We start from the raw sequence: 21,453 nt of genomic DNA on the forward strand, positions 1-21,453 counted from the left end.
TAACCATCGAGACTTTTTTTTATTGAACTAAAAAAGGCTTGTCTATTTTAATAAACAAGCCTTTATAATTTATCACTTCAATACCAATTAAAAAGGTAAATCATCATGATCATCCTCATTTAAATCACTAACTGGCTCAAAAGCTTCAGTTGGTGGAACCGGAGGCATATTACCATTATCTGCAGCTGGCTGTACAGCTTCAATTCTCCAACCTTGAATAGAATTAAAGTATTTTGTCTCACCTTGTGGATTTACCCATTCTCTTCCTCTTAGGTTAATATTAATTTTTACCTGTTGCCCTACTTGGTAGTTATTAAGTAAATCCGTTTTATCTTGAATAAACTCAACCATAATGTGTTGCGGATATTGTTCTTCTGTCGTAACTACAATCTCTCTTTTTCTGAATCCATTGCTTCCAAAAGTTTGGGTCTCTCCAATCACCTTAATACGTCCTTGTACTTCCATTTTTATTTATTAATCTGTTTAGTTTTATATTTTTTAAGGTCACGAAAGTAATAACTTCCATGCACTTACTACGTCTCCGTAACTTAAATAATTTTGCGCTAACTTATGTTTTTCTCTATGAGATGCGGATGTTATATTAGGATAACGATCACTGACATCTGCAATAAACTGATTGACCTCATCAGTAGTAGGTAATGCGTCAACATTTGCGAGCATACCAAGATCATTACCAGTTAAAATCATACTATTTCTAATATTCTCGGGTAAAGCATCTACACCAATACCTAAAGTTCTGAGCGGTTTTGGTATTTCAAAAAAGCCCTTATTAGCTCGTGTATAATAACTTCCACCTGCTCGAGATACTAAATCTAACTTATCTTGATTAATGGTATCATTTTCATCCATTACCTCTTCAGAAATATGAAATTTAACCACTTCACATATCACTAAATTCCCTGCTCCTCCTCCTGTTCCTAACTTAACGATATCATTAACTTTACACTCAAATTGAACAGGAGATTCGGCAACTCTAAAAGGTTTTACCACATCTGACGGTAACATTGTAAGACCAGCTTTTTCAAATTCGTTAACACCTTCAGGATATTCAGTACTACTCAAGGACATCTGTTGCACAATATCATAACTGACAACATTAATCACAACTTCTCTAACAACTTCAATGTTTTCTAAAGTATGTTTTGTTGTGTTATCTCTAACACGTCGCGCTGGTGAAAAAATCATTATCGGCGGATTAGAACTAAAGACATTAAAAAAACTATAAGGTGATAAATTAGGATTACCATTTTCATCAACAGTACTAGCAAAAGCAATAGGTCTTGGGGCAACTGCACTCAATAAATAACCATGTAACTTGGCTGTAGTTAAATCCTTTGGATTAAATGAAATCATGTAGCTAGCTCATTTTGAACAAATATAATTATATTGGTTAGCTGATAAAAGTATTTTATACACATAAGCATACAATATTATCAACAGTATTTCATTAACTAACTAAGAAATTATATTGATTAATGACCTTTAACGCTAATCGTGATTTTATTCGTTGGATAATTATATTGTCTTCATTTATAATTATTTCATTAATTCTTTGGAATACCTATTCATTTTTTCAAAAATTTAAGGCTGAAGAACGAAATAAAATGCAAACTTGGACCTTTGCTTATCCTGAATACACAAAATATTTTTATCAGGATGGAATAGAACTGAACTCAATTGCTGAACGAATAATCATTGATTCTACTGTGACCACACCAATGGTTCTTTTAGATAAAAACAATAAAATTTTAAATGAACGAAATATAGATTCTTCGGTTTTAAAAAGTCCAACAAAGATGGTAGACTTTATTAATAAGCTTATCTCACAAAATGAACCTATTGAAGTTGAATTGCACAACAAAGAAAAGGCAAGGTTATACTATGGTAATACCCCATTATTAAATAAACTAAAGTATTATCCTCTAGCACTATTACTTATTATTTTGTTGTTTGCCGCTGTTGTGTACTTTTTTTATAAAAGCTCTAAAACTGCTGAACAAAATAAGCTCTGGACAGGTATGGCCAAAGAAACAGCTCATCAAATTGGTACTCCATTGTCATCATTAGTTGGTTGGACCGAAATCTTAAAAACAGAAAATGTCAATTCTAACTATATCTTAGAAATTGAAAAAGACATTGACCGATTACAAACCATCACAGAACGTTTTAGCAAAATCGGGTCTGCACCTACATTACAAGAGCAAGATATTGTTGAAGCCACTAGTTCTTCATTCGAATACTTAAAAGCTAGATCATCCAAGCTCATTAATTTTAAAATTGAACATCCAGAATCCTCCATTTCTGTAAAACTAAATGCACAACTTTACAGTTGGACAATTGAAAACCTAGTGAAAAATGCCATTGACGCCATGAAAGGAAAAGGTGCTTTACAACTTGAAATAACTCAAAAAGAAAAACTAGTTTTTATTAATATTTCTGATACAGGTAAAGGAATTGCTAAGCAACAATTCAACAAAATTTTCGAGCCTGGTTTTACTACTAAAAAGCGCGGGTGGGGACTTGGCTTGTCTTTAGCAAAACGGATTATTGAGGATTATCATAACGGAAAAATAAAAGTACTTCACTCAGAAATAGGTAAAGGAACTACAATTCAAATTGCAATGAAGACTATATAAATTCCTTTGCAATTTTACTAGCAACAGTTTCAAATTCATCTCTAGACAGATGCGTTTTACTCGTAAAACGTGCATCGTCCATTGTATGTAATGGAATAAGATGCACATGTACATGTGGTACTTCTAAACCTATAACAGACATGCCTACACGCTCACAAGGAATCACTTTCTCTATCGCTAAGGCAACGCGTCTCGAAAATTGCATTAAACCTAAATAGGTCTCTTCATCTAAATCAAAAATTTTATTGACCTCTTTTTTTGGAATACAAAGCGTATGACCTTTGGCATTAGGATTTATATCTAAAAAGGCATAAAACAATTCTGTCTCGGCAACCTTGTATGATGGTATCTCACCATTAATAATCTTTGTAAATAGTGTAGCCATAAATCTTGAGAAGTTTTCATAAAAATAAAAAGATTCCTTTAAAAAGGAATCTTCAATACTCATTATTTATCTGACATTCTTCGACTTCACTCAGTGTGACATGAGTATATTATCGAGAAATCTCTAAAATATCAAATTTCATTATACCGTTTGGCACTTTAATTTCAGCAACATCACCAACAGATTTTCCTAAAAGCCCTTGACCTATTGGTGAATTCACAGAAATCTTACCAGCCGCTAAATCTGCTTCACTCTCTGCCACCAAAGTATAGGTCATTTCCATACCATTAACCTGATTTTTAATCTTTACAATAGATAATGCTAAAACCTTTGACGTATCTAACTGAGATTCATCAATAACCCTTGCATTTGCCAATGTTGCTTCCATTTTAGAAATCTTCATTTCTAATAAACCTTGAGCCTCTTTTGCTGCATCATATTCAGCATTTTCGCTCAAATCACCTTTATCTCTAGCATCAGCAATGGCTTGGGAAGCCTTTGGGCGCTCCACATCTTTAAGCTGATTTAATTCTTCTCGTAATTTTTTTAGTCCTTCAGCTGTATAATAAGATACTTTACTCATAATTCTTTCGTTTAACACATTAATAACTAATATGATATCTAAAAAAGATCCCGAACTAAATTCGGGAAAATAAAAAATCTCGCCTTAACGAGATTGTCTGACAAATATACAAATTATTTACGGTATAGTTGAAATAATCGTAACTTGCTTTTTTAAAAAACTCTATGAAAAGACTCGTATTTCTATTTTCGGCATTATTGTTTACGTGTAGTAGTGATGATAATAATAACACCAACTGTAACTTTTTATTTGATGCAACAGTAAATCTTCAGGTAAATACTAATTTACCTCAATTTAATCAATTACAATTTCCTGGCAATGGTGTTTATGTACCCAACCAAGGTAATAGTGGTATTTGGCTATGGAGTGCTACATCTTCAACATTATTAGCTTGGGATGCGGCTGATCCAAGTCAGGTCCCTACTGGTTGTTCTACGTTAATAGATGCAGGCACTGGAGATATCGTAGAAACGACGTGTGATGACGTCAATAGATACAGTCTTACTACTGGACAAGGTCTTGACGGAAATACAGAACCCTGCACGTTAAAACCGTACAGGGTTGATAATCTTGGCAATGGTCAATTCTTAGTTTCCAATAACTAAAAATTAAAGGTTACACCCAACAAGAAGTTAGTGATGGCTTGAGGATAAAAGCCAGAAAAGAATCCTGTAGAAACACCTGTTGGACTGCTTGCGTCATCAAAATCAAACGAGCCAAAGTAACCGTTTGCTACATATTTTTCATTAAAAATATTATTTACCAAACCTGTCAAAACAATAGAATCAACAATCGACTTTGTTTCTAATGTATAGGTAAGATTAAAATCGTTAACAAAGAAACTATCTAACTTAGATTCTGGGTTTTCAGTATTTCCCATGTATTGCTCACCAACAAACTTACTCAATAGAGACATTTGTAGGTTTTTTGTAGGTTGTAAGACAATTGCATTTGCAGCAACAATATCAGGTGAAAACGCAATATCTGTTTTACCCAAGTTAACTAACTCACCATTCAATGAGGTAATTGTTTCTCTATTTTTATTCGTACTTATAGTCATATTTGGTTGTAAGGTCAACTTTGGTGTCAAAGGAATTATAGCTTCAAGTTCTAATCCTAATCGATAACTTTCACCACTATTACTTCTTAACTGAGCACCAACATCATTAATTTCACCTGTAAGTACTAATTGCTCATTATATAGCATTAAATAACTATTTGCACTAAAACTGAAATTTCCTTTTTTGTGTCTCCAACCCAGTTCAAAATCATTCAATTGCTCTGGCTCTATGTCAGGATCGTTTTCAAATTCGTCTCTACTCGGTTCGCGATTTGCACGTGCATAAGAAAAATAGAAATCATTACTGTCATTTAGTGAATAGGTGATTCCTGCTTTTGGATTAAAAAAGGTATAATTCTCATCAACGTTAAACATCGTGAGATTAGAATTAATACCTGAGGTTTCATAATTCACATTACGTACTTGTAAATCACCATACAACTGCACACGATCATTAAGCTTATAATTTGCCTTTGCAAAGGTTGAGAAATCATTTTTCTTGGCATTTCCATCATAATAGCGATCTCTAATATCGGACTGACTTGCAAACTCTGCCCAAATTACCTCACCAAAGTGGTCTCCATCGTAGTGACTAAATGAACCACCAAATAACATATCTAGGTTGTTGTTTTTATAATTGACATTAGCATTAATAACATAAAAATCATTATCTAACCAACGACGACGAATTAAATCAGTTGTATTTTGGGTGACACCATTTACAGTTAATTCTTCAAATCCATACGTAGCAAAATCATCATCTTCTCTGAACTGTTCAAAATATCCACGACCATAGGTATAATTTAATCCAATATTAGTAGACCAATTATTATCAAAACGTTGATTCCAGTGCAATTGATAATGATCTTGACTGTAATTATCCACTTCGTTGTCATAAAATCTAGTATTACCTTCATCGTCAGTGTAAATTCCTGCAGGATTAAAAGTTCTATCATTCTCTAATGTCGTGCGGTCTATGCCAAACCACGATTGGTAGGTGATATTGTTACCACCAAAAACTACAGCTTTAATCAAGGTATTATCATCCACAAAGGATCCTTGAATAAAATAAGATTTCAAATCTGTTGAGGCTCTATCTACGTAGCCATCGGATGAAATATTTGACAAACGACCAGCGATTTCAAAGTGATCATTAATTAAACCTGTACTATATTTCACAGTATGTTTTCTAGTATTAAAGCTTCCAAATGAATTAGATATTTCACCATAAGGCTCTTTAGATACTGCATCTGTTAATAAGTTGATACTTGCACCAAAAGCACCAGCACCATTAGTGGATGTACCAACACCTCTTTGCAATTGTAAACTCTCTACAGATGAGACGAAATCCCCTAAATTAACCCAAAATGTACCTAAGGATTCAGCGTCATTATATGGAATTCCGTTTATGGTAATATTTGTGGATTGTGCACTTACACCACGCACTCTTATCCCAGTGTAGCCTACACCTGCACCAGCATCACTTGTGGTAACAACTGAAGGTAAAAAGTTCAGTAAAACAGGAACATCTTGACCTAAATTACGCTTCGCGATGTCCTTCTTTGATACATTCGTGTGTGTAATTGGTGACTTAGCATCAACACGAACAGCTTTGACTAAAACTTCATCTAGTTTTTCAACTTTTGTTGTGTCTTGTCGTTGTTCTTGAGCGTTGAGTGAAATGACTAAAAAGAAAGAAAATAAAAAGATATACTTTCTTTTTTGAGATTCCTGCCTTCGCAGGAATGACAGATTGTTGAATAAAGTTTTCATACGACTACAATTGTTTCATAATCGAATAAAAAGAGGTAATTATTCTTTGGTTAAAATTGATTGTTTCGATGTACATGAGATATTGAAACAAGTTCAGCATGACACAACATCTTTATTTCCTTAGCAGCATTACCTGCCCAGGTTCAATGGGTATGATCTCAGCCTTTTTAAAGTTAAAAGTTAAAAGTTAAAAGTTAAAAGTCTTTAAAACTGCTAACTAAAACTGAGAACTGCTAACTAGAAAAGCACCCCTTTTGAGAACGGCGCGAAGATACTACAGAATTATGATTTGTGATTAACGATTTTTGATTTTTTTAAATCTTTGGTGGTTTCCTGTTAGCTTTCTTTTCAGAATTTTTGCGTTTATTATCTAAGCGTTTTTGTTTTACAGCTTTTGGAATTTTAGTTGGTTTTCGTTTAATCTCTTCTTTTAGACCTTCATTTATAAGATCTAAAAAGCGTTTAGTGACAATGGCTTTATTTCTGAATTGACTGCGACTCTCATCTGAGTTCAGGATTAAGACACCTTCTTTATTCAACCTATTATTCAATCGAATCTGTAATCGTTGTTTTTGATCTTCGTTAAGTACTTTTGAGTCAGCAAGATTGAAAGATAGAAGCACTTTGGTAGCAACCTTATTTACATTTTGCCCTCCACTACCTGAACTTCTCACAGCTTTAAAAGTAAGCTCAAATTTTAATGCTTCAACATCCACTACTTTTAAATTTGATGTGGTGCTTTTAATAAATCGTTAACGGTTTTAACTGGATTGAAGGTAATAATAGGAACCTCAACAAAAATGGTATTCCAAAAAGCCATACTACCATTCCAAAGTCCTGGTAATTCAAGCGCTTTTAAATCTTTACCGTTTTGAGTTTTATTGGTTATAAAAGCAGCATTATGATCTACAAAGTCTTCAAGATTATATTTTTCTCCTTTGTAATTCTTTACACCACAAACTAGGTCTACTGGATTAAAGTGTGTGGCATTACTCAGCTTATCTTTTTGCCATTTATTATTCAAATCAATTTGAGCAGATTCTACAATTTGTAAGGATTGGTTTCCAAACTCATCTTTAACCCAGAATGGACCTCCCCCAGGTTCACCCTCGTTCTTTACCATGCCGCAAACTCTAATCGGTCTATCTAATTTTTCGCGTAAATACTCAATTTTATATTTATCTAGGTATTTATGATATTCTCTAGATATTTTAATACTCATCTCTTCTACAAGAAACGTTTCAATCTCCGTAAATTCTGCTTCTGAAATTTTCTCTTTATCTAAGTAATGCATGTATTCAAATGCCTTTGTTTGTAATTTTAAAAGAATACCTGCTAAGACCTTTTTGTACTTGGTCATTTCTTCCTTGTACTGCTTTACAACAACATTATCTATATTCTTAATAAATATAACATCAGCATCTAACTGGTTTAAATTTTTTATTAACGCACCATGACCAGATGGTCTATATAATATGGTTCCATCTTCTTGTCTAAAAGGTTCGTCTTCAAAAGTCACAGCAATAGTATCAGTTGACTGATGTTGATACGAGAATGAAATATTAAATGATACACCAGTATCTTTTTCAACTTGTTCTTCAATTCGAGTAAATTCCTCTGAAAACTTGTCTTTATGCTTTTCTGAAATTGTAAAGTGAAGCTCAGCAGTATTATTCACAGAAGCATAAAGTGCTGCTTCGTATAAATGCTCCTCGAATGCTGTAGAGATGTGATGACTTTTATATTTATGAAATGGCAACAAGCCTTTTGGTGAGTTTCCAAAATTTAGTTGATCTTCATTAAGCATCGTATTGACAAAATATAACGCTTTATCATTATCACTTAGCTGATAATAATCGATATTTCTTTGCTTGAGATTATCAAGAACTTGCTGATAAAAAGGAAACTTCTCTAAACCAACAATAAATAAGGCTAAATCTCTTAGATTATTCTTATTTATAAATGAGTTTAAAGATTCCTTGCTTGGGTGATAGTCTTTTAAAAATTTATATAAAAACTTAAACATTCTTGTCGCCGCACCCGAGGCAGGAACAAATTTTAAAATAGAATGCTTGTCTTTATTGGCGTCAAAATAGGAGGTATTATCATTAATAGATTCTTCATTTAGGCTAATAATACCATTAACTCCTTTTTCTATGGTTGCCGCATCAGCAATATTTGTAAAAGGAATACCTGATTTAAACAATTCTATTTGGGAGTTTACTTGTTCAACAGTTAATCCCTTATTCTCAATTTGTTTTAAGTCTTCAAATGTAAAACTCATAGGTTATTCTTAAGTAGGTTGTCTACATGTTTAATAGCTAATTTAAGCCGTTCTTGTTTGTTGCCTTTCAATACAACGAACGGCTTTTTATGGGTAATTAAAGCTGATTTAAAAGCGTTAAACATGAGCTCTCTTTCATTTGGTCTATCTCTTAAATCATCAGCTTCCCATGGAGTGTCAATATAGGTTAAAAAATAGAGATTATACGTATTTTTCAGCGCATATTTTTCTAAAACAGGATCGCAAGTTCCTGAGTAATAAGCTTCACTATATACCTTAGATTCAAGTAAATCAGTATCACATATAAGAACAGAATCTGTCTTTTGCGCTAAGTCGTTTTCTAATTTCATTTGGCCTACAGCAATAGGTAACAAATCGTGAGGTTCGCAAGTTTTGCGTTCATTATTCCATTTATTTTGCAAATATTCACGCGCATATTCTGGCACCCAAACAGAATTATAATGTCTTGCTAGTTGCCTAGATAAAGTCGTCTTACCCGTAGATTCTGGGCCAAACAGTACAACTTTTATACAGTTTGCTGGTTGTTGTTTAAGTGCTTCTTCCATGCTAGATATCCGAAAATTGCAATTATGGTAAACCCTAAATATTGAAAACTTGTAAAGGTTAATCCCTTATAGAAGTATAAAGGTACTGAGATAATATCACCTATGATCCAAAAAATCCAATTTTCAATTTTACGTCGCGCCATTAACCACATACCTACAAAAAATATCGCTGTGGTTATTGTATCTACATAGGCAACCCAATCATTCCATTTTTCAAAAGTTTTATACACCACAAATACAAATAAAAGTGTTGCAATAAAAATTCCGACACTTAAAGAACGTTCTTTATTTGTAGTTCTAGAAATAGGAGTAACATGAAATTCATCTACTTTTCGCGTCCAAATAAACCAGCCATAAACACTCATGATAAAATAGTATCCATTAATCATCATATCACCAAGTAATGACCACTTCAATAATAAATAAACAAAGATTATTGTACTTATCATTCCAGTCGGAAATACCAAAATATTGTTCTGTTTAGAAAACCAAACCGATAGAAACCCAAAAATTACAGCAACAATTTCTAAAACAATATCTACAGTTGCATACTCCACATACTGCGTAAAGAAAAAATCAAAAATCTGGTTCATAATCGCTTCTGTCTGTTTTGACAACTTTCATTTGTAATACTGAAATATCGACTTCTTCAAAAGAACGTCTAATTTCTTTAGTTAAAAATGGCATTACCACATCATAATCACCATAAATCTGAGTACTCAACGGGTTTTCTAAAACCGTAAATTCTGAATCTCTTAAACGTTTTATAAAATTGATGACATGAATTTCATAATCATCTTGCAATGGTGATAATGTTAATTCTACTGATATTTTCATATTTATTTCCCATGAAAATGGGAATCTCTTAAATTATAATTTATTTATTCTATTGAGGTACTGAAACAACACTTCGACAAGCTCAGTGTGACAGATCAGTATGACAATCACGCACGTAACTCATCAAAAAACGTTTCATCTTCTTCAAATGCTGTACCGATGACTACTAAATCGGCTCCTGCATTATAAGCAGCATCTAACGTTTCTTTTGTTCTTATTCCTCCACCAACGATTAGTGGAATATTTAATATTTTTTTTACTACTGAAATGATCTCACCTTCAATAGCATGGGTTGCCCCGCTTCCAGCTTCGAGATAAATTAGTTTCATACCTAATAATTCTCCTGCTTTAGACGTATTTACTATGGCTTCAACATGCTCTCGTTTCATTGGCTTTGTTTGACTTACACGTTCTACAGAAGTTGTTTTTCCGTTTTCAATCAATACATAACCTGTCGGCATCACTTCGAGATTGGTTTTAGATAATTTAGTAACTGATTCTACATGTTTACCAATTAAATAATCTGGATTTCTTCCAGAGATTAACGACAAAAACAAAATGCCATCCGCTTTGTCAGTTATTTGAATCACATCACCAGGAAATAATATTACCGGCAGATGAGTATGTTTCTTTATATTTTCAACCAATGTTTCGGTAACTCCTTCATTAACTTCACTTCCACCAACAAAAATATGTGTCGCAATCGACTGATTGACTTTTGTCATAAATCGTGAAACCTTATCTAGAGACATTTTATCTGGATCTATTAAAACCGCTAATAACTTTTTTGATTGAGAAATGGATTGAAGTATGTCTTTATGCAGATTATTCATGAGGTACGATATAAGCACAGGTAAAACCTTCAAACTCTAAAAAGGCTGCATTAAATCTATATTTCTTGTCTTCATAATCTATCCAAGCAACCGTTTGTTCATCTTCGACCATAAACGGAATTACCAAAAAATGTTCTTTAAATAGCATTCCTGATGTTGCGAACAGTTTGTATAAAGATTCTTTTATTCCCCAAATAATAGTCAATCTTCTTATATAGTAGTCTGAATCTTTTATTAAATATTCAAACTCGTAGTTAATGAATTTATGAGCGATAATTCCAATTTTTTCTCTCTGTTTTTCAATATCAATACCAACTTCTTTGTCACTGATAATGACACCAGAAAAAGTAAACGAATGTGTAATTGAGATATGTTTTCCGTCTTTTAGATATGGTTTCCCATTATCATCGTAAAACAAATCTTGATCTGTATAACCAAATTCTCGCAACAAATGACGCACACTCAAAAAACCACGTTGATGAAGTTTACTTTTCATTCCCAAAACGCGTTCTAAACTACTTTTCTTGAGATCTAAAGGTTGAAAGAGTTCATTATAAGATTCTTCAATTTTCCAGATTTTAACAGTAGTTTGTGAGTTAACTTTTATGGATTTGTACAGTGGCATTTAATATTCTGAAAGCTATTGATTACCTTTGCACTGCCTTTGGCAGATTTGGCATTTATTAGTGGACGAATTTAACCAATTCAATGCTAAACCCAAAGGCGGATTATTTTTAAAAGAGATAAAAAATTATGAGCACAAAAACAATTGCTTACGTACCAAATAAGGTAAAAGACATGTCGCTTGCGGCTTGGGGAAGAAAAGAGATTGAATTAGCGGAAGCTGAAATGCCAGGTTTAATGAGTCTTCGTGAAGAGTATAAAGATGAGCAGCCATTAAAAGGTGCACGCATTGCAGGTTGTTTGCACATGACGATACAAACAGCTGTTTTAATCGAAACATTACAAGCTTTAGGTGCAGAGGTCACTTGGAGTTCTTGTAATATATTTTCTACACAAGATCAAGCTGCTGCTGCTATTGCTGCTGCTGGCACTGCGGTTTACGCTTGGAAAGACATGACCGAAGAAGAATTTGATTGGTGTATAGAACAAACATTATTTTTTGGTGAAGACAGAACACCATTAAATATGATTCTTGATGATGGTGGAGATTTAACAAATATGGTATTAGATAAATATCCTCACTTAGCTGATGGTATTAAAGGTCTTTCTGAAGAAACTACAACTGGTGTACACAGATTATACGAACGTGTTAAGAATGGTACATTACCAATGCCAGCAATTAATGTAAACGACTCTGTTACTAAATCTAAATTTGACAATAAATACGGCTGTAAAGAATCTGCTGTAGATGCTATTAGACGCGCTACTGATGTGATGCTTGCTGGTAAACGTGTTACTGTTTGTGGTTATGGAGATGTTGGTAAAGGAACTGCAGCTTCTTTTAAAGGTGCTGGATCTATAGTAACAGTTACTGAAATTGACCCAATTTGTGCCTTACAAGCTGCAATGGACGGTTTTGAAGTAAAGCGTTTAGAAACCGTTGTTGGTAACTCTGATATTGTAATTACAACTACAGGAAACAAAGACATCGTAAGAGCTGAGCACTTTAAAGCAATGAAGGACAAAACCATTGTTTGTAACATCGGACATTTTGATAACGAAATACAAATGGCTTGGTTAAACGAGAATTATGGTGACACAAAAGATACCGTTAAACCACAAGTAGATAAGTATACTATTGAAGGTAAAGACATCATCATCTTGGCTGAAGGTCGTTTAGTAAACTTAGGTTGTGCCACTGGTCACCCAAGTTTTGTAATGAGTAACTCGTTTACAAACCAAACGTTGGCTCAAATAGAACTTTGGAAGAACAGCGAAGCATACAACAACGAAGTGTATATGTTGCCAAAGCATTTAGACGAAAAAGTAGCGAAACTACATTTAGAAAAAATTGGTGTTGAGCTTACAGAATTAAAAGCCGACCAAGCAGAATATATTGGTGTAACGGTTGAAGGTCCATATAAACCTGAGCATTACCGTTATTAATCAAATTCCAAAAACTAAATTCCAAGACCCAAGCATTACTGCTTGGGTTTTTTTGTTACTTTTAGTCATTAGCCACTAACACCATGAAACAACTAGATAAGCTTCAAGAGTTATTATCCGAAATTGAAAAACATATCCCTAATTTTGAAGTTCAGAATTCTAAAGTTTCAAAATCTTCAATTGGTTGGCATCTAGACCATAGCTTAAAAGTTGTTAATGGCATATTGGGTGTTTTAGATGAAAATCCGAATCCTAATAAAAAGCCTCTTAAATTATTGGGTCGATTGTTTTTATTTTTCGGCTACATTCCTAGAGGAAAAGGCACTGCTCCAAAGGTAGTGCGACCACCAGAACACATTCTTTTAATTGATATAGAACAACAACTTGATGACGCAAAGGCAAAAGCTAATCAATTACATCAGATTGCTGAAAGTGCTATGTTTACGCATCCATATTTTGGTTCGCTATCCAAAAAGCAAAGCATAAGATTTATAGAAGTACACACCAAACATCATTTAAAGATTATAGATGATATCCTAAATAAAAACCCTTCCTAATAAAAGAAAGGGTTTCATTCATCAATTTTTAACCTAAAAACATGATGTTTAATCTATAGATAGATTTAGATTTTTTAAATCGTAGAAATAGAATTCTTTACTATCATTCATGGCTACAAACAAACCATGAGGAAATTTGTTACCAAGAGATACTGTTGTAACATCACAACCGTCTGTTTCAACCGTTCCAAGATTGATTTCCTTTACAAATTCATTAGTATTTCTATCAAAAACTGAAAACGAATGTGCTTGTTGATTTGAAACCACTAAAAATCCTTTGTCTTCATTCTTAACAATTGCGATACCTTCAATATCTCTTTCAAAAATATTAGCCCCAAAACATGTTAATTCCTTGTTCCCTTTTGATGGGTCAGCATAATATTTATGTATACAATTCATCTCATCAGAATAAAACACAAATCCTAATTCATTATCTACAGCTATTGCCTCTATTTCCTTCTTTCCACTGAAATCTCCAAATTCTCTTACCAATTCAGAACGAATTCCAGTACTATCAGAAACAAATTGATATTGATGTAAATAATTGGATGTTGGACCACTCTTTCTGCTAACTATAGCATATGTACTATCACCATCAGAATAGCACGCAACACCCATTGGACGCTTTTTATCTATTTCCAATTCATTGGTAAATACAGGAAACCCACCATTATCTAATGGTTTCATATCAGGAATTGAATATAGTCTTATCTGATGTTTTTCTCGCTCTGTAAAGACTATCACATCGGTCGTTGTAGAGTCATTCAGTTTAAAACCATAAGACACATCAACATTGTTAGGATAACTTAACCCTGTAATAGATTTCTCTTCTATTATCTTTCCTTCTAAATCAAAGGCATAGACGCCACCATTCAATTCATCTTTATCTGTACCAAAAACGATACTTTCTGAGGGATTCTCTTTGTTTACCCAAATTGCTGGGTCATCAGTATCATGCGGTGTTTTTTCTGTTATTAAAGTGGGTTCAATTACAGGCAGGTTGTTCTTCTTGCAACCCAAAACAAACAACACTAATACTAATAAAAAACAGGCCTTACTTTCTCTTAAATAAATCATACTTTAATCCAAAAGTTACACGTGTTCCGTAATACTCAGCTTGCATAGTTCTATTTCTCACACCTTGAAAATAACGAAGTGGCTGATCTGTAATATTATTTACATCAGCATATATTCTCAAATTGTCATTAATTGCATAATTTAAATTAAAATCTAAGAAAAACTGCTCGTCATAATAACGATCTGTAAAAGCATTTCCTCCAATCTCATCAACATAAGAATCAGAATAGTTGGCAGATAAACGAATATTAAACCTCTTATCTGTATATGCTAACGACCCATTAAACATATTTGGCGCTGTACCAGGCAGACCTAAACCATCTCTTAAGTCTCCAGCCTGATCTGCAACTCCTTCTGTACTCGAATCTAAATATGTATAGTTTAAATATATATTGAAATTCTTAGCAAACCCTGGTAAGAAATCTAACTGACGTTGGAATGACACTTCAAATCCAAATACCTCTGCGGCATCACCATTTAAGGGTTGAAAAACGTTATAACCGGAGGTACCAGGTCCTAAATCATTATTATCTGTCGCAATAGTTTGAGACACATAAATAAAATCTTGAATATCTTTATAAAATACACCACCAGAAATAATACCAACATTATCAAAGTAATACTCAGCCATTAAATCGAAGTTCATAGCTGTTGTTGCTTCTAAACCTGGATTACCTAACTCAATCTCCTCATCTTCATTAATTATATTTCTGAATGGCACCAAATCTGAATAATCTGGTCTAGCTAATGTATTTGTCCAAGCCAATCTTAAAACTGCTTTTCTACTTAGGTCATATTTAAAATGAATACTTGGTAATATGTTAGTATATGAGTTATCATCTTTTGTTAGAGATGAAGCTGCCGGATCAAAATCACCATCATCATCAAAGCTTACAATATTTCCTTCAGTTTCTATTGAAGTATTCTCAATTCTCACACCTGCTAAAACAGACAACTTATCAGATAATTTTTGATCTGCCATGATATAACCAGCAAAAACATCTTCCGTAACATCAAAATTTTGAGACAAGAACTCTTCAGGTAATGAAGTTTCTTCAAATAACGCAGAATTACTAAGGTTTAATTGACCTAAGTACTCTGGCGACACATAATTACCTGCAACGTATTGTCCGCCAGCTAGATAATCAGCATCTGTTTGGTTTGTTAGAGGCATAGTACCGAAGTCAAAATTTCCTGCATCAGCAGATAATGGCTCAAATTCAGAGAAGTCATTATCTCTTATTTTACTTTTAAGCCTAGCCCTTAAACCAGCTTTAATAAAGCCATCACCATTACCAAATAAATCTGAAGGTATTTCTACATTAGCGAATAAGTTAATGTCCTCTTCTTCGGTAAACTGATTTTCTTCAGTTATTTCTCGTAATGAATAACTATCTAATGCAACATCATTTGCATTAGCAGCAGTAATTACTGGAAACTCAGTATCTGAAAGATTTACATTGAAAGCTACAGGTTCTCCATCTAACCCTTCTTCTAATTCATAAGAAATATAGCGTTCATTTAAACGCTCTTCTGATGCACTTGCATAAGATGTCAACCAATCAAATTTAACTTTTCCAAATAAATGCTCACCTCCAAGTGTATAGTTTTGCATTCTCTGATCTTCTAGACGTGTATTCTGATTTCTATCATTATCTAATCCACCTTTTGTCTGTCTTCTTATTTCACCTTGAAAATCAGAACCTACACCATTTATGATAGTTGTTGGCTCAATAGACCTGTATCTCAATCTGTAACGATTCTCTCTATCATCTCTCCAGTTATACATGGTCTTAAGATAAATAGAGTTATTAGCATTGAATCTATAATCAAAATTTGCTGAAAAACTTCTACGAACACGTTGTACTATATAGGTTCTAATATCGTGTTCCGCTACGTAAGGATCAACATCTACATCATCTCCAGAAATTGGATCTTCTGCTTCATTCGCCCACTCAAACTCAATATTATCAGATCCGAAATCATTATCATTGATAGAACCTGCAAACATCCAACCGAATTTTCCATCCTTACTTCTATCTCCATATAATAATGATCCGTTAAGAATTCTTTTATCTGTTATAAAATTAACACCTGACCCAGCTGTTGCAGAAAGTCTAAAACCTTCTGGTGCACTTCGCGTTATTAAGTTCACCGAACCACCAATAGCATCGCCATCCATATCTGGTGTTACTGCTTTATTCACCTCAATCTGCTGAATCATATCTGCAGGAATTAAATCCATCTGCACATTACGGTTATCACCTTCAGCCGATGGGATTCTTGAACCATTTAAGGTTACTGAATTTAATTGTGGTGCAAGACCTCTGATAATAATATTTCTTGCTTCTCCTTGATCTACCTGCATTGTAATACCTGGTATACGTTTAACAGCGTCACCAATATTTGCATCTGGAAATTTCCCTACCTGATCCGCAGATACAACATTTGTAATATTTAGCTTATTTTTTTGTGTATTTAAAGCCTTTGCCTGTCCACCAATAAATCCTGTTAGAATGACATTGTCTAATGTCTCTGATTTTTGAACAAGAACAACCTTTATTTCTGTTGTTACATTTTCAATAACTTCTACCTCAACAGTCTGATCTGCATAACCTAGATATTGTATTGTTAAGGTTTGTTTACCCGATGGCACTTCTAGTAGTAAAAATTTACCCTCAGAATCAGAAACTGTTCCTTTTTTTGAGTTCGCTACGCTAATAGTTGCATAAGGCACAAAAATACCTTGCTCGTCTGTTATAACACCTTGAATATTACCTTCTTGAGAAAAACCAAAAAGTATATTCACTATTAAAAAAAGTGTGAAAATAAACTGTTTTTTCATTGTATTTGTTAGTTGGTTAATTAATCCTTCAAATAAAGGAATTGTGCGGCCGAAGCGTATTAACTAACATTTACGATATGTTTATGGTTTACCAGTTTAAGAGTAGGAATTAACAATCAGTTAACTATTAGGTTATTATTAACAAACCTAACTTTGAAGTTTAATTTACGTATTCGGAATACGCAACCGCGTATTCAAAATCCAGCTTTCTACGAGTGATCTATTTGTAGTAATTTCCGCAAAAACATAAAGATTAGAAGAAAAACAGTAGGAATCTTCAGCAAGTTCAAGGACGACTTTATCATCACAATAACTTGAATGTAAAAAGTATAATTCCTTATTAAGAATTAATACATATCCCACATGATTGTCTAAGCCAACAAAGTATAAACCGTCACCATATACTGTATTAACCCTAGATTTTAGTTCATCCAAGCTTAATCCTGAAAATATCTTAAGACTTGATTTTTGTTGAAGTAGCTTCGCTTCATTTAATCCTGCTGCTTGCGCCATCTTATAACGATTTAGATTGAAGCCTAAATGCTTTAGCGTGGTAGACACAAAATAACCACAAGCAATTTCCCCATTATTTGGTATATCTGTATGACCATTAAAATCCCAAGTTGTGCCATACCAATGCGGTACAATCCCATTTAACAAAGTTGTATATATGTAGTTTGACGCACTATCAATAGCTTTTGTTCTATCCGTTTGATAGCGTCTTTTAAAATAGGCTTTATCATTAATGATTTTATGTCTTAATTCAGTATAATTTCCTTTAGGTTTAAAATTTAAGTCAAGTTTTAAAGAATCTTCCGAAACTGCTTCTTGAGCTTCTACCATTCGTTCAACCACTTCAATTTTAGAAGTCTTTTTACAATTTAAAAGCAACAGAAAGAAAATACAGTAAAGCATATGTCTCATAATACTTTAACGTATAGAACGGCTTTGTATTATGTTGTCCGTCATCTAGAATTAAAAACATAAAATAAGTAATGTTACGTATAGTATGGCATTAAAAAAACCATTAGTTTTATAATGTTTGGTAACCAAATTTAATAGAGAAACCTTTTTAACGACTTTTCAATCTCAATAATTTTCTAAAGCATCTCAAAAACTATGAAAAAAGAATTAAACTTGTCATTCCGAGCTTGTCGAGGAATCTCATTGTTACTATTAATCTTCTTTTTAATTGGTTCCCTAAGCTGCGATAAAAACGATGACGATAACAATGGCTCTCAAAACCCTATAGACCAATTGCCACCAGCAACACAAACTGGCGAAAATACCGCAGGATGCCTTGTTAATGGCGAAGCTTTTTTACCTAATAATGGGAGTATACAACCACTTGTATTAAACTATCTAAATGGTGAAGATTTTACTTTAGGCATCTCTAGAGAAGTTAATGGCAGCCTATATACTATAAGAATAAGTCAGTTTAATATACCTTTACAAGAGGGTGAAACCTATTTGTTAAATACTGAATTCACAGGCAGTCCATCGAGCGCTCAGTATATAATTAATACGTTTCCTCCACCATCACCAAATTATTATTCTACAAACAGTATGGTAACTGGTGAGCTCACTATTACTAGCAACGATTTTAATAACGCCATATTAAGCGGTACCTTTTGGTTTGATGCTATTAATAGCGAAGGCGACATCGTAGAAGTGCGCGAAGGCCGCTTTGATATACAACTATAAACTTTTTTAAAATAAAAAAGACCCACAAGTATAAAACTCTTATAGGTCCTTTATTTCTATATGTATTTTAAATCCTATTGCTTCGGATGCACTAATTTCATTTCATCAATAAGATGTGTTGCCCCTGCATACTTATCTACTATAAACAGTACATAACGTAAATCTACCATGATGTTTCGGCAAATTTCTGGATCATAATTCATATCACTCATTGTGCCTTCCCAAACACGATCAAAGTTTAGACCTACTAAGTTTCCTTGGGCATCAATTGCAGGACTACCAGAATTTCCACCTGTGGTATGGTTAGTACCTAAGAAACACACTGGTACTTTACCATTCTTATCCGCATAATTGCCGTAATCTTTTGAATTATGTAAATCTCTTAATTTCTGAGGTACATCAAACTCATAATCACCAGGCACATATTTTTCAATAACTCCATCTAAATACGTTACCGGATTATAATACACAGCATCTCTAGGTGAATAGCCTCTTACTTGACCATATGTAACTCTCAATGTGCTATTAGCATCTGGAAAATAACGCTCGTCTGGAAGTGCTTTCATTAATGCCGTCATGTATTCGGTTTGTAATGCATTAATCACTTCATTCTTTTCCTGAAATTCTGGATCTATGCTGCTATAAAACTCATCAATTATTGGCTTTGCATAGGCGTATGCTGAATCAGCATTTAGATTCTTGATAATTGTTTGAGCATCACCTTCAAGTAATTGTAATGCTGAGTCTAAATTTACAAATGCCGATGTTTCATAAATTGAAGCATTAGCAGTCTTTCCATAAAGTGGCATAACATTTAGATGCACACCTTTATCAACCTCAATATCAAAATTCTTATGAATACCTTCTAAACGACCTTTTAAACTTGCTTTGGCTCTGTCTAATACTTCAGGATTTGATAATAATGCTTGCTCAACTTGATATGATCTAAAGATCATATGCATTAATTCATTAGTTACTATAAATACTTCAATAAAGTTTCTTCGTTTTATATTACTCTGAGCAAAATCCTTATAAAGTTTATCAAATTTTGGTAGAATATGACCATACTTATCTTCTAAACCTTCTTCCTTAAGTGCTCTTTTAAAGGTCTCTTCAAATTCGCGACGTTTGGCAACTGCATTACTTTTTTCAATACCTAAGTTTTCACCAATCCACTTTTTCCAAGCATTTGCAATTCTTGCCTGTTTAGACGCATATTTAATTCTAACAGCATCACTTTCTTTCATTTTAGCATCAATCACTTTTAACGCTGCCTCTCTGATAGCAATATTTGTTGGGTTAAATTCTGAAGTAATATGTTCTATCGCTACTGCTGGAAGATACTCATTAGTACGACCAGGAAACCCAAATACCATTGTAAAATCACCTTCTTCAACACCATCTAAGGACACAGGCAAAAAGTGCTTTGGCTTATATGGTACATTGTCTTTACTATATTTTGCAGGCTTATTGTCTTTGTTGGCATAAATTCTAAACATCGAAAAATCTCCAGTATGCCTAGGAAACACCCAATTATCAGTATCACTACCAAATTTACCAATACTACTTGGTGGCGCACCTACTAAACGGATATCTTCAAAACGTTCTGTTACAAATAAGAAATACTGATTGCCTTTATAAAACGACTTGGTCTTTACATCTTGCCATGCTTCTTTTGGCCAAGTTTCCATTGCAGCATTGCTATTCTTTGTAATTAAGGATTGCTTTTCTTTTTCGGTCATGCTATCAGTAACACCATTTAAAACGGTATCTGTAACATCATGAATGCTTACAATAAATTCAATAAACAAACCTTCATTTGGCAATTCTTCTTCTAAAGACATTGCCCAAAATCCATCCTTTAAATAATCATTTTCTAAAGATGAATGTGATTGAATCTGGCTGAAACCACAGTGATGATTGGTTAAGACTAAACCTCTATCTGAAATAACCTCACTAGTACAACCACCATTAAAGTGACCTATTGCATCTTTAAGGCTAGAATTATTAACATCATAAATGTCCTTTGCAGATAGTTGACTTCCTAAGCTTTGCATTTCGCTTTCATTCATGCCTTCTAATAACGAAGGAATCCACATGCCACCTTGTTGAGCAGACACTTGGAAAACAATGAAAAAACAAAGCAATTTTATAATTCGCATATTAAATATTTTTTAGTTTTTGTAAAGATAGAAAAACCACATTTTATATCTTTAATACTT

Annotated in this window: 21 protein-coding genes; 5 read left to right on the forward strand and 16 right to left on the reverse strand. The window is 33.4% G+C overall.

Going from position 1 to position 21,453, the window contains the following annotated elements; all coding sequences use genetic code 11:
* Positions 1 to 87 precede the first annotated feature (87 nt).
* Together HRU50_RS11840 and HRU50_RS11845 are read right to left on the reverse strand one after the other, a co-directional pair.
* Positions 88 to 465 (reverse strand): DUF3127 domain-containing protein, encoded by a 378-nt coding sequence (locus HRU50_RS11840; RefSeq protein ID WP_296351301.1) that lies wholly within the window; start codon positions 463 to 465, stop codon positions 88 to 90.
* 39 nt (positions 466 to 504) lie between these two features.
* Positions 505 to 1,374, reverse strand: a complete 870-nt coding sequence (locus HRU50_RS11845; RefSeq protein WP_296351302.1) for a flavin reductase family protein — start codon at positions 1,372 to 1,374, stop codon at positions 505 to 507.
* A gap of 122 nt (positions 1,375 to 1,496) precedes the next feature.
* Here HRU50_RS11845 and HRU50_RS11850 point away from each other — a divergent pair, with 122 nt between their 5' ends.
* Positions 1,497 to 2,657, forward strand: coding sequence for a HAMP domain-containing sensor histidine kinase (locus HRU50_RS11850; RefSeq protein ID WP_296351303.1), 1,161 nt, complete (start codon positions 1,497 to 1,499; stop codon positions 2,655 to 2,657).
* On the opposite strand, the gene HRU50_RS11855 is transcribed toward HRU50_RS11850, so the two are convergent.
* Positions 2,650 to 3,042: an HIT family protein gene (locus tag HRU50_RS11855; RefSeq protein WP_296351436.1), complete on the reverse strand. Its 393-nt coding sequence runs from the start codon at positions 3,040 to 3,042 to the stop codon at positions 2,650 to 2,652. The genes HRU50_RS11850 and HRU50_RS11855 overlap by 8 nt on opposite strands.
* A gap of 109 nt (positions 3,043 to 3,151) precedes the next feature.
* Entirely contained in the window at positions 3,152 to 3,625 is a 474-nt protein-coding gene (gene greA, locus HRU50_RS11860) for a transcription elongation factor GreA (RefSeq protein WP_296351304.1), read from the reverse strand.
* A gap of 164 nt (positions 3,626 to 3,789) precedes the next feature.
* Between greA and HRU50_RS11865 the strand changes: the two genes are divergently transcribed.
* A complete protein-coding gene (locus tag HRU50_RS11865; RefSeq protein WP_296351305.1) occupies positions 3,790 to 4,230 on the forward strand; it encodes a hypothetical protein in 441 nt (146 codons plus the stop codon).
* On the opposite strand, the gene HRU50_RS11870 is transcribed toward HRU50_RS11865, so the two are convergent.
* From HRU50_RS11870 to HRU50_RS11905, 8 genes are all read right to left on the reverse strand, one after another.
* On the reverse strand, positions 4,227 to 6,458 hold the full coding sequence (locus tag HRU50_RS11870) for a TonB-dependent receptor (RefSeq protein WP_296351306.1): 2,232 nt from the start codon (positions 6,456 to 6,458) through the stop codon (positions 4,227 to 4,229). The genes HRU50_RS11865 and HRU50_RS11870 overlap by 4 nt on opposite strands.
* Positions 6,459 to 6,772: 314 nt before the next feature.
* Positions 6,773 to 7,174 carry an alternative ribosome rescue aminoacyl-tRNA hydrolase ArfB gene (gene arfB / locus HRU50_RS11875; protein ID WP_296351307.1) on the reverse strand — a complete coding sequence of 134 codons (402 nt, stop codon included), beginning with the start codon at positions 7,172 to 7,174 and terminating at the stop codon, positions 6,773 to 6,775.
* Positions 7,175 to 7,179: 5 nt separating this feature from the next.
* Positions 7,180 to 8,742, reverse strand: coding sequence for a DUF4301 family protein (locus HRU50_RS11880; protein ID WP_296351308.1), 1,563 nt, complete (start codon positions 8,740 to 8,742; stop codon positions 7,180 to 7,182).
* Complete coding sequence (locus tag HRU50_RS11885; protein WP_296351309.1) at positions 8,739 to 9,308, reverse strand: ATP-binding protein; 570 nt, start codon at positions 9,306 to 9,308, stop codon at positions 8,739 to 8,741. The genes HRU50_RS11880 and HRU50_RS11885 overlap by 4 nt, the downstream gene beginning before the upstream one ends.
* Complete coding sequence (pnuC, locus tag HRU50_RS11890) at positions 9,269 to 9,901, reverse strand: nicotinamide riboside transporter PnuC (protein ID WP_296351310.1); 633 nt, start codon at positions 9,899 to 9,901, stop codon at positions 9,269 to 9,271. The genes HRU50_RS11885 and pnuC overlap by 40 nt, the downstream gene beginning before the upstream one ends.
* Positions 9,885 to 10,145 (reverse strand): hypothetical protein, encoded by a 261-nt coding sequence (locus HRU50_RS11895; protein WP_296351311.1) that lies wholly within the window; start codon positions 10,143 to 10,145, stop codon positions 9,885 to 9,887. The genes pnuC and HRU50_RS11895 overlap by 17 nt, the downstream gene beginning before the upstream one ends.
* 107 nt (positions 10,146 to 10,252) lie before the next feature.
* Positions 10,253 to 10,978 carry a geranylgeranylglyceryl/heptaprenylglyceryl phosphate synthase gene (locus tag HRU50_RS11900; protein WP_296351312.1) on the reverse strand — a complete coding sequence of 242 codons (726 nt, stop codon included), beginning with the start codon at positions 10,976 to 10,978 and terminating at the stop codon, positions 10,253 to 10,255.
* Positions 10,971 to 11,603 carry a 4'-phosphopantetheinyl transferase superfamily protein gene (locus HRU50_RS11905; RefSeq protein ID WP_296351313.1) on the reverse strand — a complete coding sequence of 211 codons (633 nt, stop codon included), beginning with the start codon at positions 11,601 to 11,603 and terminating at the stop codon, positions 10,971 to 10,973. Before HRU50_RS11905 ends, HRU50_RS11900 begins: the two co-directional genes overlap by 8 nt.
* 128 nt (positions 11,604 to 11,731) lie before the next feature.
* On the opposite strand from HRU50_RS11905, the gene ahcY reads away from it, so the two are divergent.
* Both ahcY and HRU50_RS11915 read left to right on the forward strand, forming a co-directional pair.
* The gene (ahcY, locus tag HRU50_RS11910; RefSeq protein ID WP_296351314.1) at positions 11,732 to 13,048 is read left to right on the forward strand and encodes an adenosylhomocysteinase; all 1,317 of its coding nucleotides are present in this window, start codon (positions 11,732 to 11,734) and stop codon (positions 13,046 to 13,048) included.
* A gap of 83 nt (positions 13,049 to 13,131) precedes the next feature.
* Positions 13,132 to 13,605, forward strand: a complete 474-nt coding sequence (locus tag HRU50_RS11915) for a DUF1569 domain-containing protein (protein WP_296351315.1) — start codon at positions 13,132 to 13,134, stop codon at positions 13,603 to 13,605.
* A gap of 48 nt (positions 13,606 to 13,653) precedes the next feature.
* On the opposite strand, the gene HRU50_RS11920 is transcribed toward HRU50_RS11915, so the two are convergent.
* From HRU50_RS11920 to HRU50_RS11930, 3 genes are all read right to left on the reverse strand, one after another.
* Entirely contained in the window at positions 13,654 to 14,682 is a 1,029-nt protein-coding gene (locus tag HRU50_RS11920) for a phytase (protein ID WP_296351316.1), read from the reverse strand.
* Positions 14,660 to 17,527, reverse strand: coding sequence for a TonB-dependent receptor (locus HRU50_RS11925; RefSeq protein ID WP_296351317.1), 2,868 nt, complete (start codon positions 17,525 to 17,527; stop codon positions 14,660 to 14,662). The genes HRU50_RS11920 and HRU50_RS11925 overlap by 23 nt, the downstream gene beginning before the upstream one ends.
* Positions 17,528 to 17,692: 165 nt before the next feature.
* A complete protein-coding gene (locus HRU50_RS11930; RefSeq protein ID WP_296351318.1) occupies positions 17,693 to 18,451 on the reverse strand; it encodes a hypothetical protein in 759 nt (252 codons plus the stop codon).
* A 195-nt stretch (positions 18,452 to 18,646) separates the two neighbouring features.
* On the opposite strand from HRU50_RS11930, the gene HRU50_RS11935 reads away from it, so the two are divergent.
* Positions 18,647 to 19,231 carry a DUF6252 family protein gene (locus tag HRU50_RS11935; RefSeq protein WP_296351319.1) on the forward strand — a complete coding sequence of 195 codons (585 nt, stop codon included), beginning with the start codon at positions 18,647 to 18,649 and terminating at the stop codon, positions 19,229 to 19,231.
* Between the two features lie 74 nt (positions 19,232 to 19,305).
* On the opposite strand, the gene HRU50_RS11940 is transcribed toward HRU50_RS11935, so the two are convergent.
* Positions 19,306 to 21,393, reverse strand: coding sequence for a S46 family peptidase (locus HRU50_RS11940; protein WP_296351320.1), 2,088 nt, complete (start codon positions 21,391 to 21,393; stop codon positions 19,306 to 19,308).
* Between the last annotated feature and the right edge of the window lie 60 nt (positions 21,394 to 21,453).

The organism is Winogradskyella sp. (assembly GCF_013213835.1).
Classification (GTDB): Bacteria; Bacteroidota; Bacteroidia; order Flavobacteriales; family Flavobacteriaceae; genus Winogradskyella.

What these genes read in the sequence shown, in the direction of transcription:
- HRU50_RS11880 (WP_296351308.1), bottom strand. Translation starts at nt 8,742, where the DNA reads ATGAGTTTTACATTTGAAGACTTAAAACAAATTGAGAATAAGGGATTA.
- ahcY (WP_296351314.1), top strand. Translation starts at nt 11,732, where the DNA reads ATGAGCACAAAAACAATTGCTTACGTACCAAATAAGGTAAAAGACATG.
- HRU50_RS11930 (WP_296351318.1), bottom strand. Translation starts at nt 18,451, where the DNA reads ATGAGACATATGCTTTACTGTATTTTCTTTCTGTTGCTTTTAAATTGT.
- HRU50_RS11940 (WP_296351320.1), bottom strand. Translation starts at nt 21,393, where the DNA reads ATGCGAATTATAAAATTGCTTTGTTTTTTCATTGTTTTCCAAGTGTCT.
- HRU50_RS11905 (WP_296351313.1), bottom strand. Translation starts at nt 11,603, where the DNA reads ATGCCACTGTACAAATCCATAAAAGTTAACTCACAAACTACTGTTAAA.
- HRU50_RS11845 (WP_296351302.1), bottom strand. Translation starts at nt 1,374, where the DNA reads ATGATTTCATTTAATCCAAAGGATTTAACTACAGCCAAGTTACATGGT.
- HRU50_RS11895 (WP_296351311.1), bottom strand. Translation starts at nt 10,145, where the DNA reads ATGAAAATATCAGTAGAATTAACATTATCACCATTGCAAGATGATTAT.
- HRU50_RS11935 (WP_296351319.1), top strand. Translation starts at nt 18,647, where the DNA reads ATGAAAAAAGAATTAAACTTGTCATTCCGAGCTTGTCGAGGAATCTCA.
- HRU50_RS11925 (WP_296351317.1), bottom strand. Translation starts at nt 17,527, where the DNA reads ATGAAAAAACAGTTTATTTTCACACTTTTTTTAATAGTGAATATACTT.
- HRU50_RS11915 (WP_296351315.1), top strand. Translation starts at nt 13,132, where the DNA reads ATGAAACAACTAGATAAGCTTCAAGAGTTATTATCCGAAATTGAAAAA.
- pnuC (WP_296351310.1), bottom strand. Translation starts at nt 9,901, where the DNA reads ATGAACCAGATTTTTGATTTTTTCTTTACGCAGTATGTGGAGTATGCA.
- HRU50_RS11840 (WP_296351301.1), bottom strand. Translation starts at nt 465, where the DNA reads ATGGAAGTACAAGGACGTATTAAGGTGATTGGAGAGACCCAAACTTTT.
- greA (WP_296351304.1), bottom strand. Translation starts at nt 3,625, where the DNA reads ATGAGTAAAGTATCTTATTATACAGCTGAAGGACTAAAAAAATTACGA.
- HRU50_RS11855 (WP_296351436.1), bottom strand. Translation starts at nt 3,042, where the DNA reads ATGGCTACACTATTTACAAAGATTATTAATGGTGAGATACCATCATAC.
- HRU50_RS11870 (WP_296351306.1), bottom strand. Translation starts at nt 6,458, where the DNA reads ATGAAAACTTTATTCAACAATCTGTCATTCCTGCGAAGGCAGGAATCT.
- HRU50_RS11920 (WP_296351316.1), bottom strand. Translation starts at nt 14,682, where the DNA reads ATGATTTATTTAAGAGAAAGTAAGGCCTGTTTTTTATTAGTATTAGTG.
- HRU50_RS11885 (WP_296351309.1), bottom strand. Translation starts at nt 9,308, where the DNA reads ATGGAAGAAGCACTTAAACAACAACCAGCAAACTGTATAAAAGTTGTA.
- HRU50_RS11900 (WP_296351312.1), bottom strand. Translation starts at nt 10,978, where the DNA reads ATGAATAATCTGCATAAAGACATACTTCAATCCATTTCTCAATCAAAA.
- HRU50_RS11850 (WP_296351303.1), top strand. Translation starts at nt 1,497, where the DNA reads ATGACCTTTAACGCTAATCGTGATTTTATTCGTTGGATAATTATATTG.
- HRU50_RS11865 (WP_296351305.1), top strand. Translation starts at nt 3,790, where the DNA reads ATGAAAAGACTCGTATTTCTATTTTCGGCATTATTGTTTACGTGTAGT.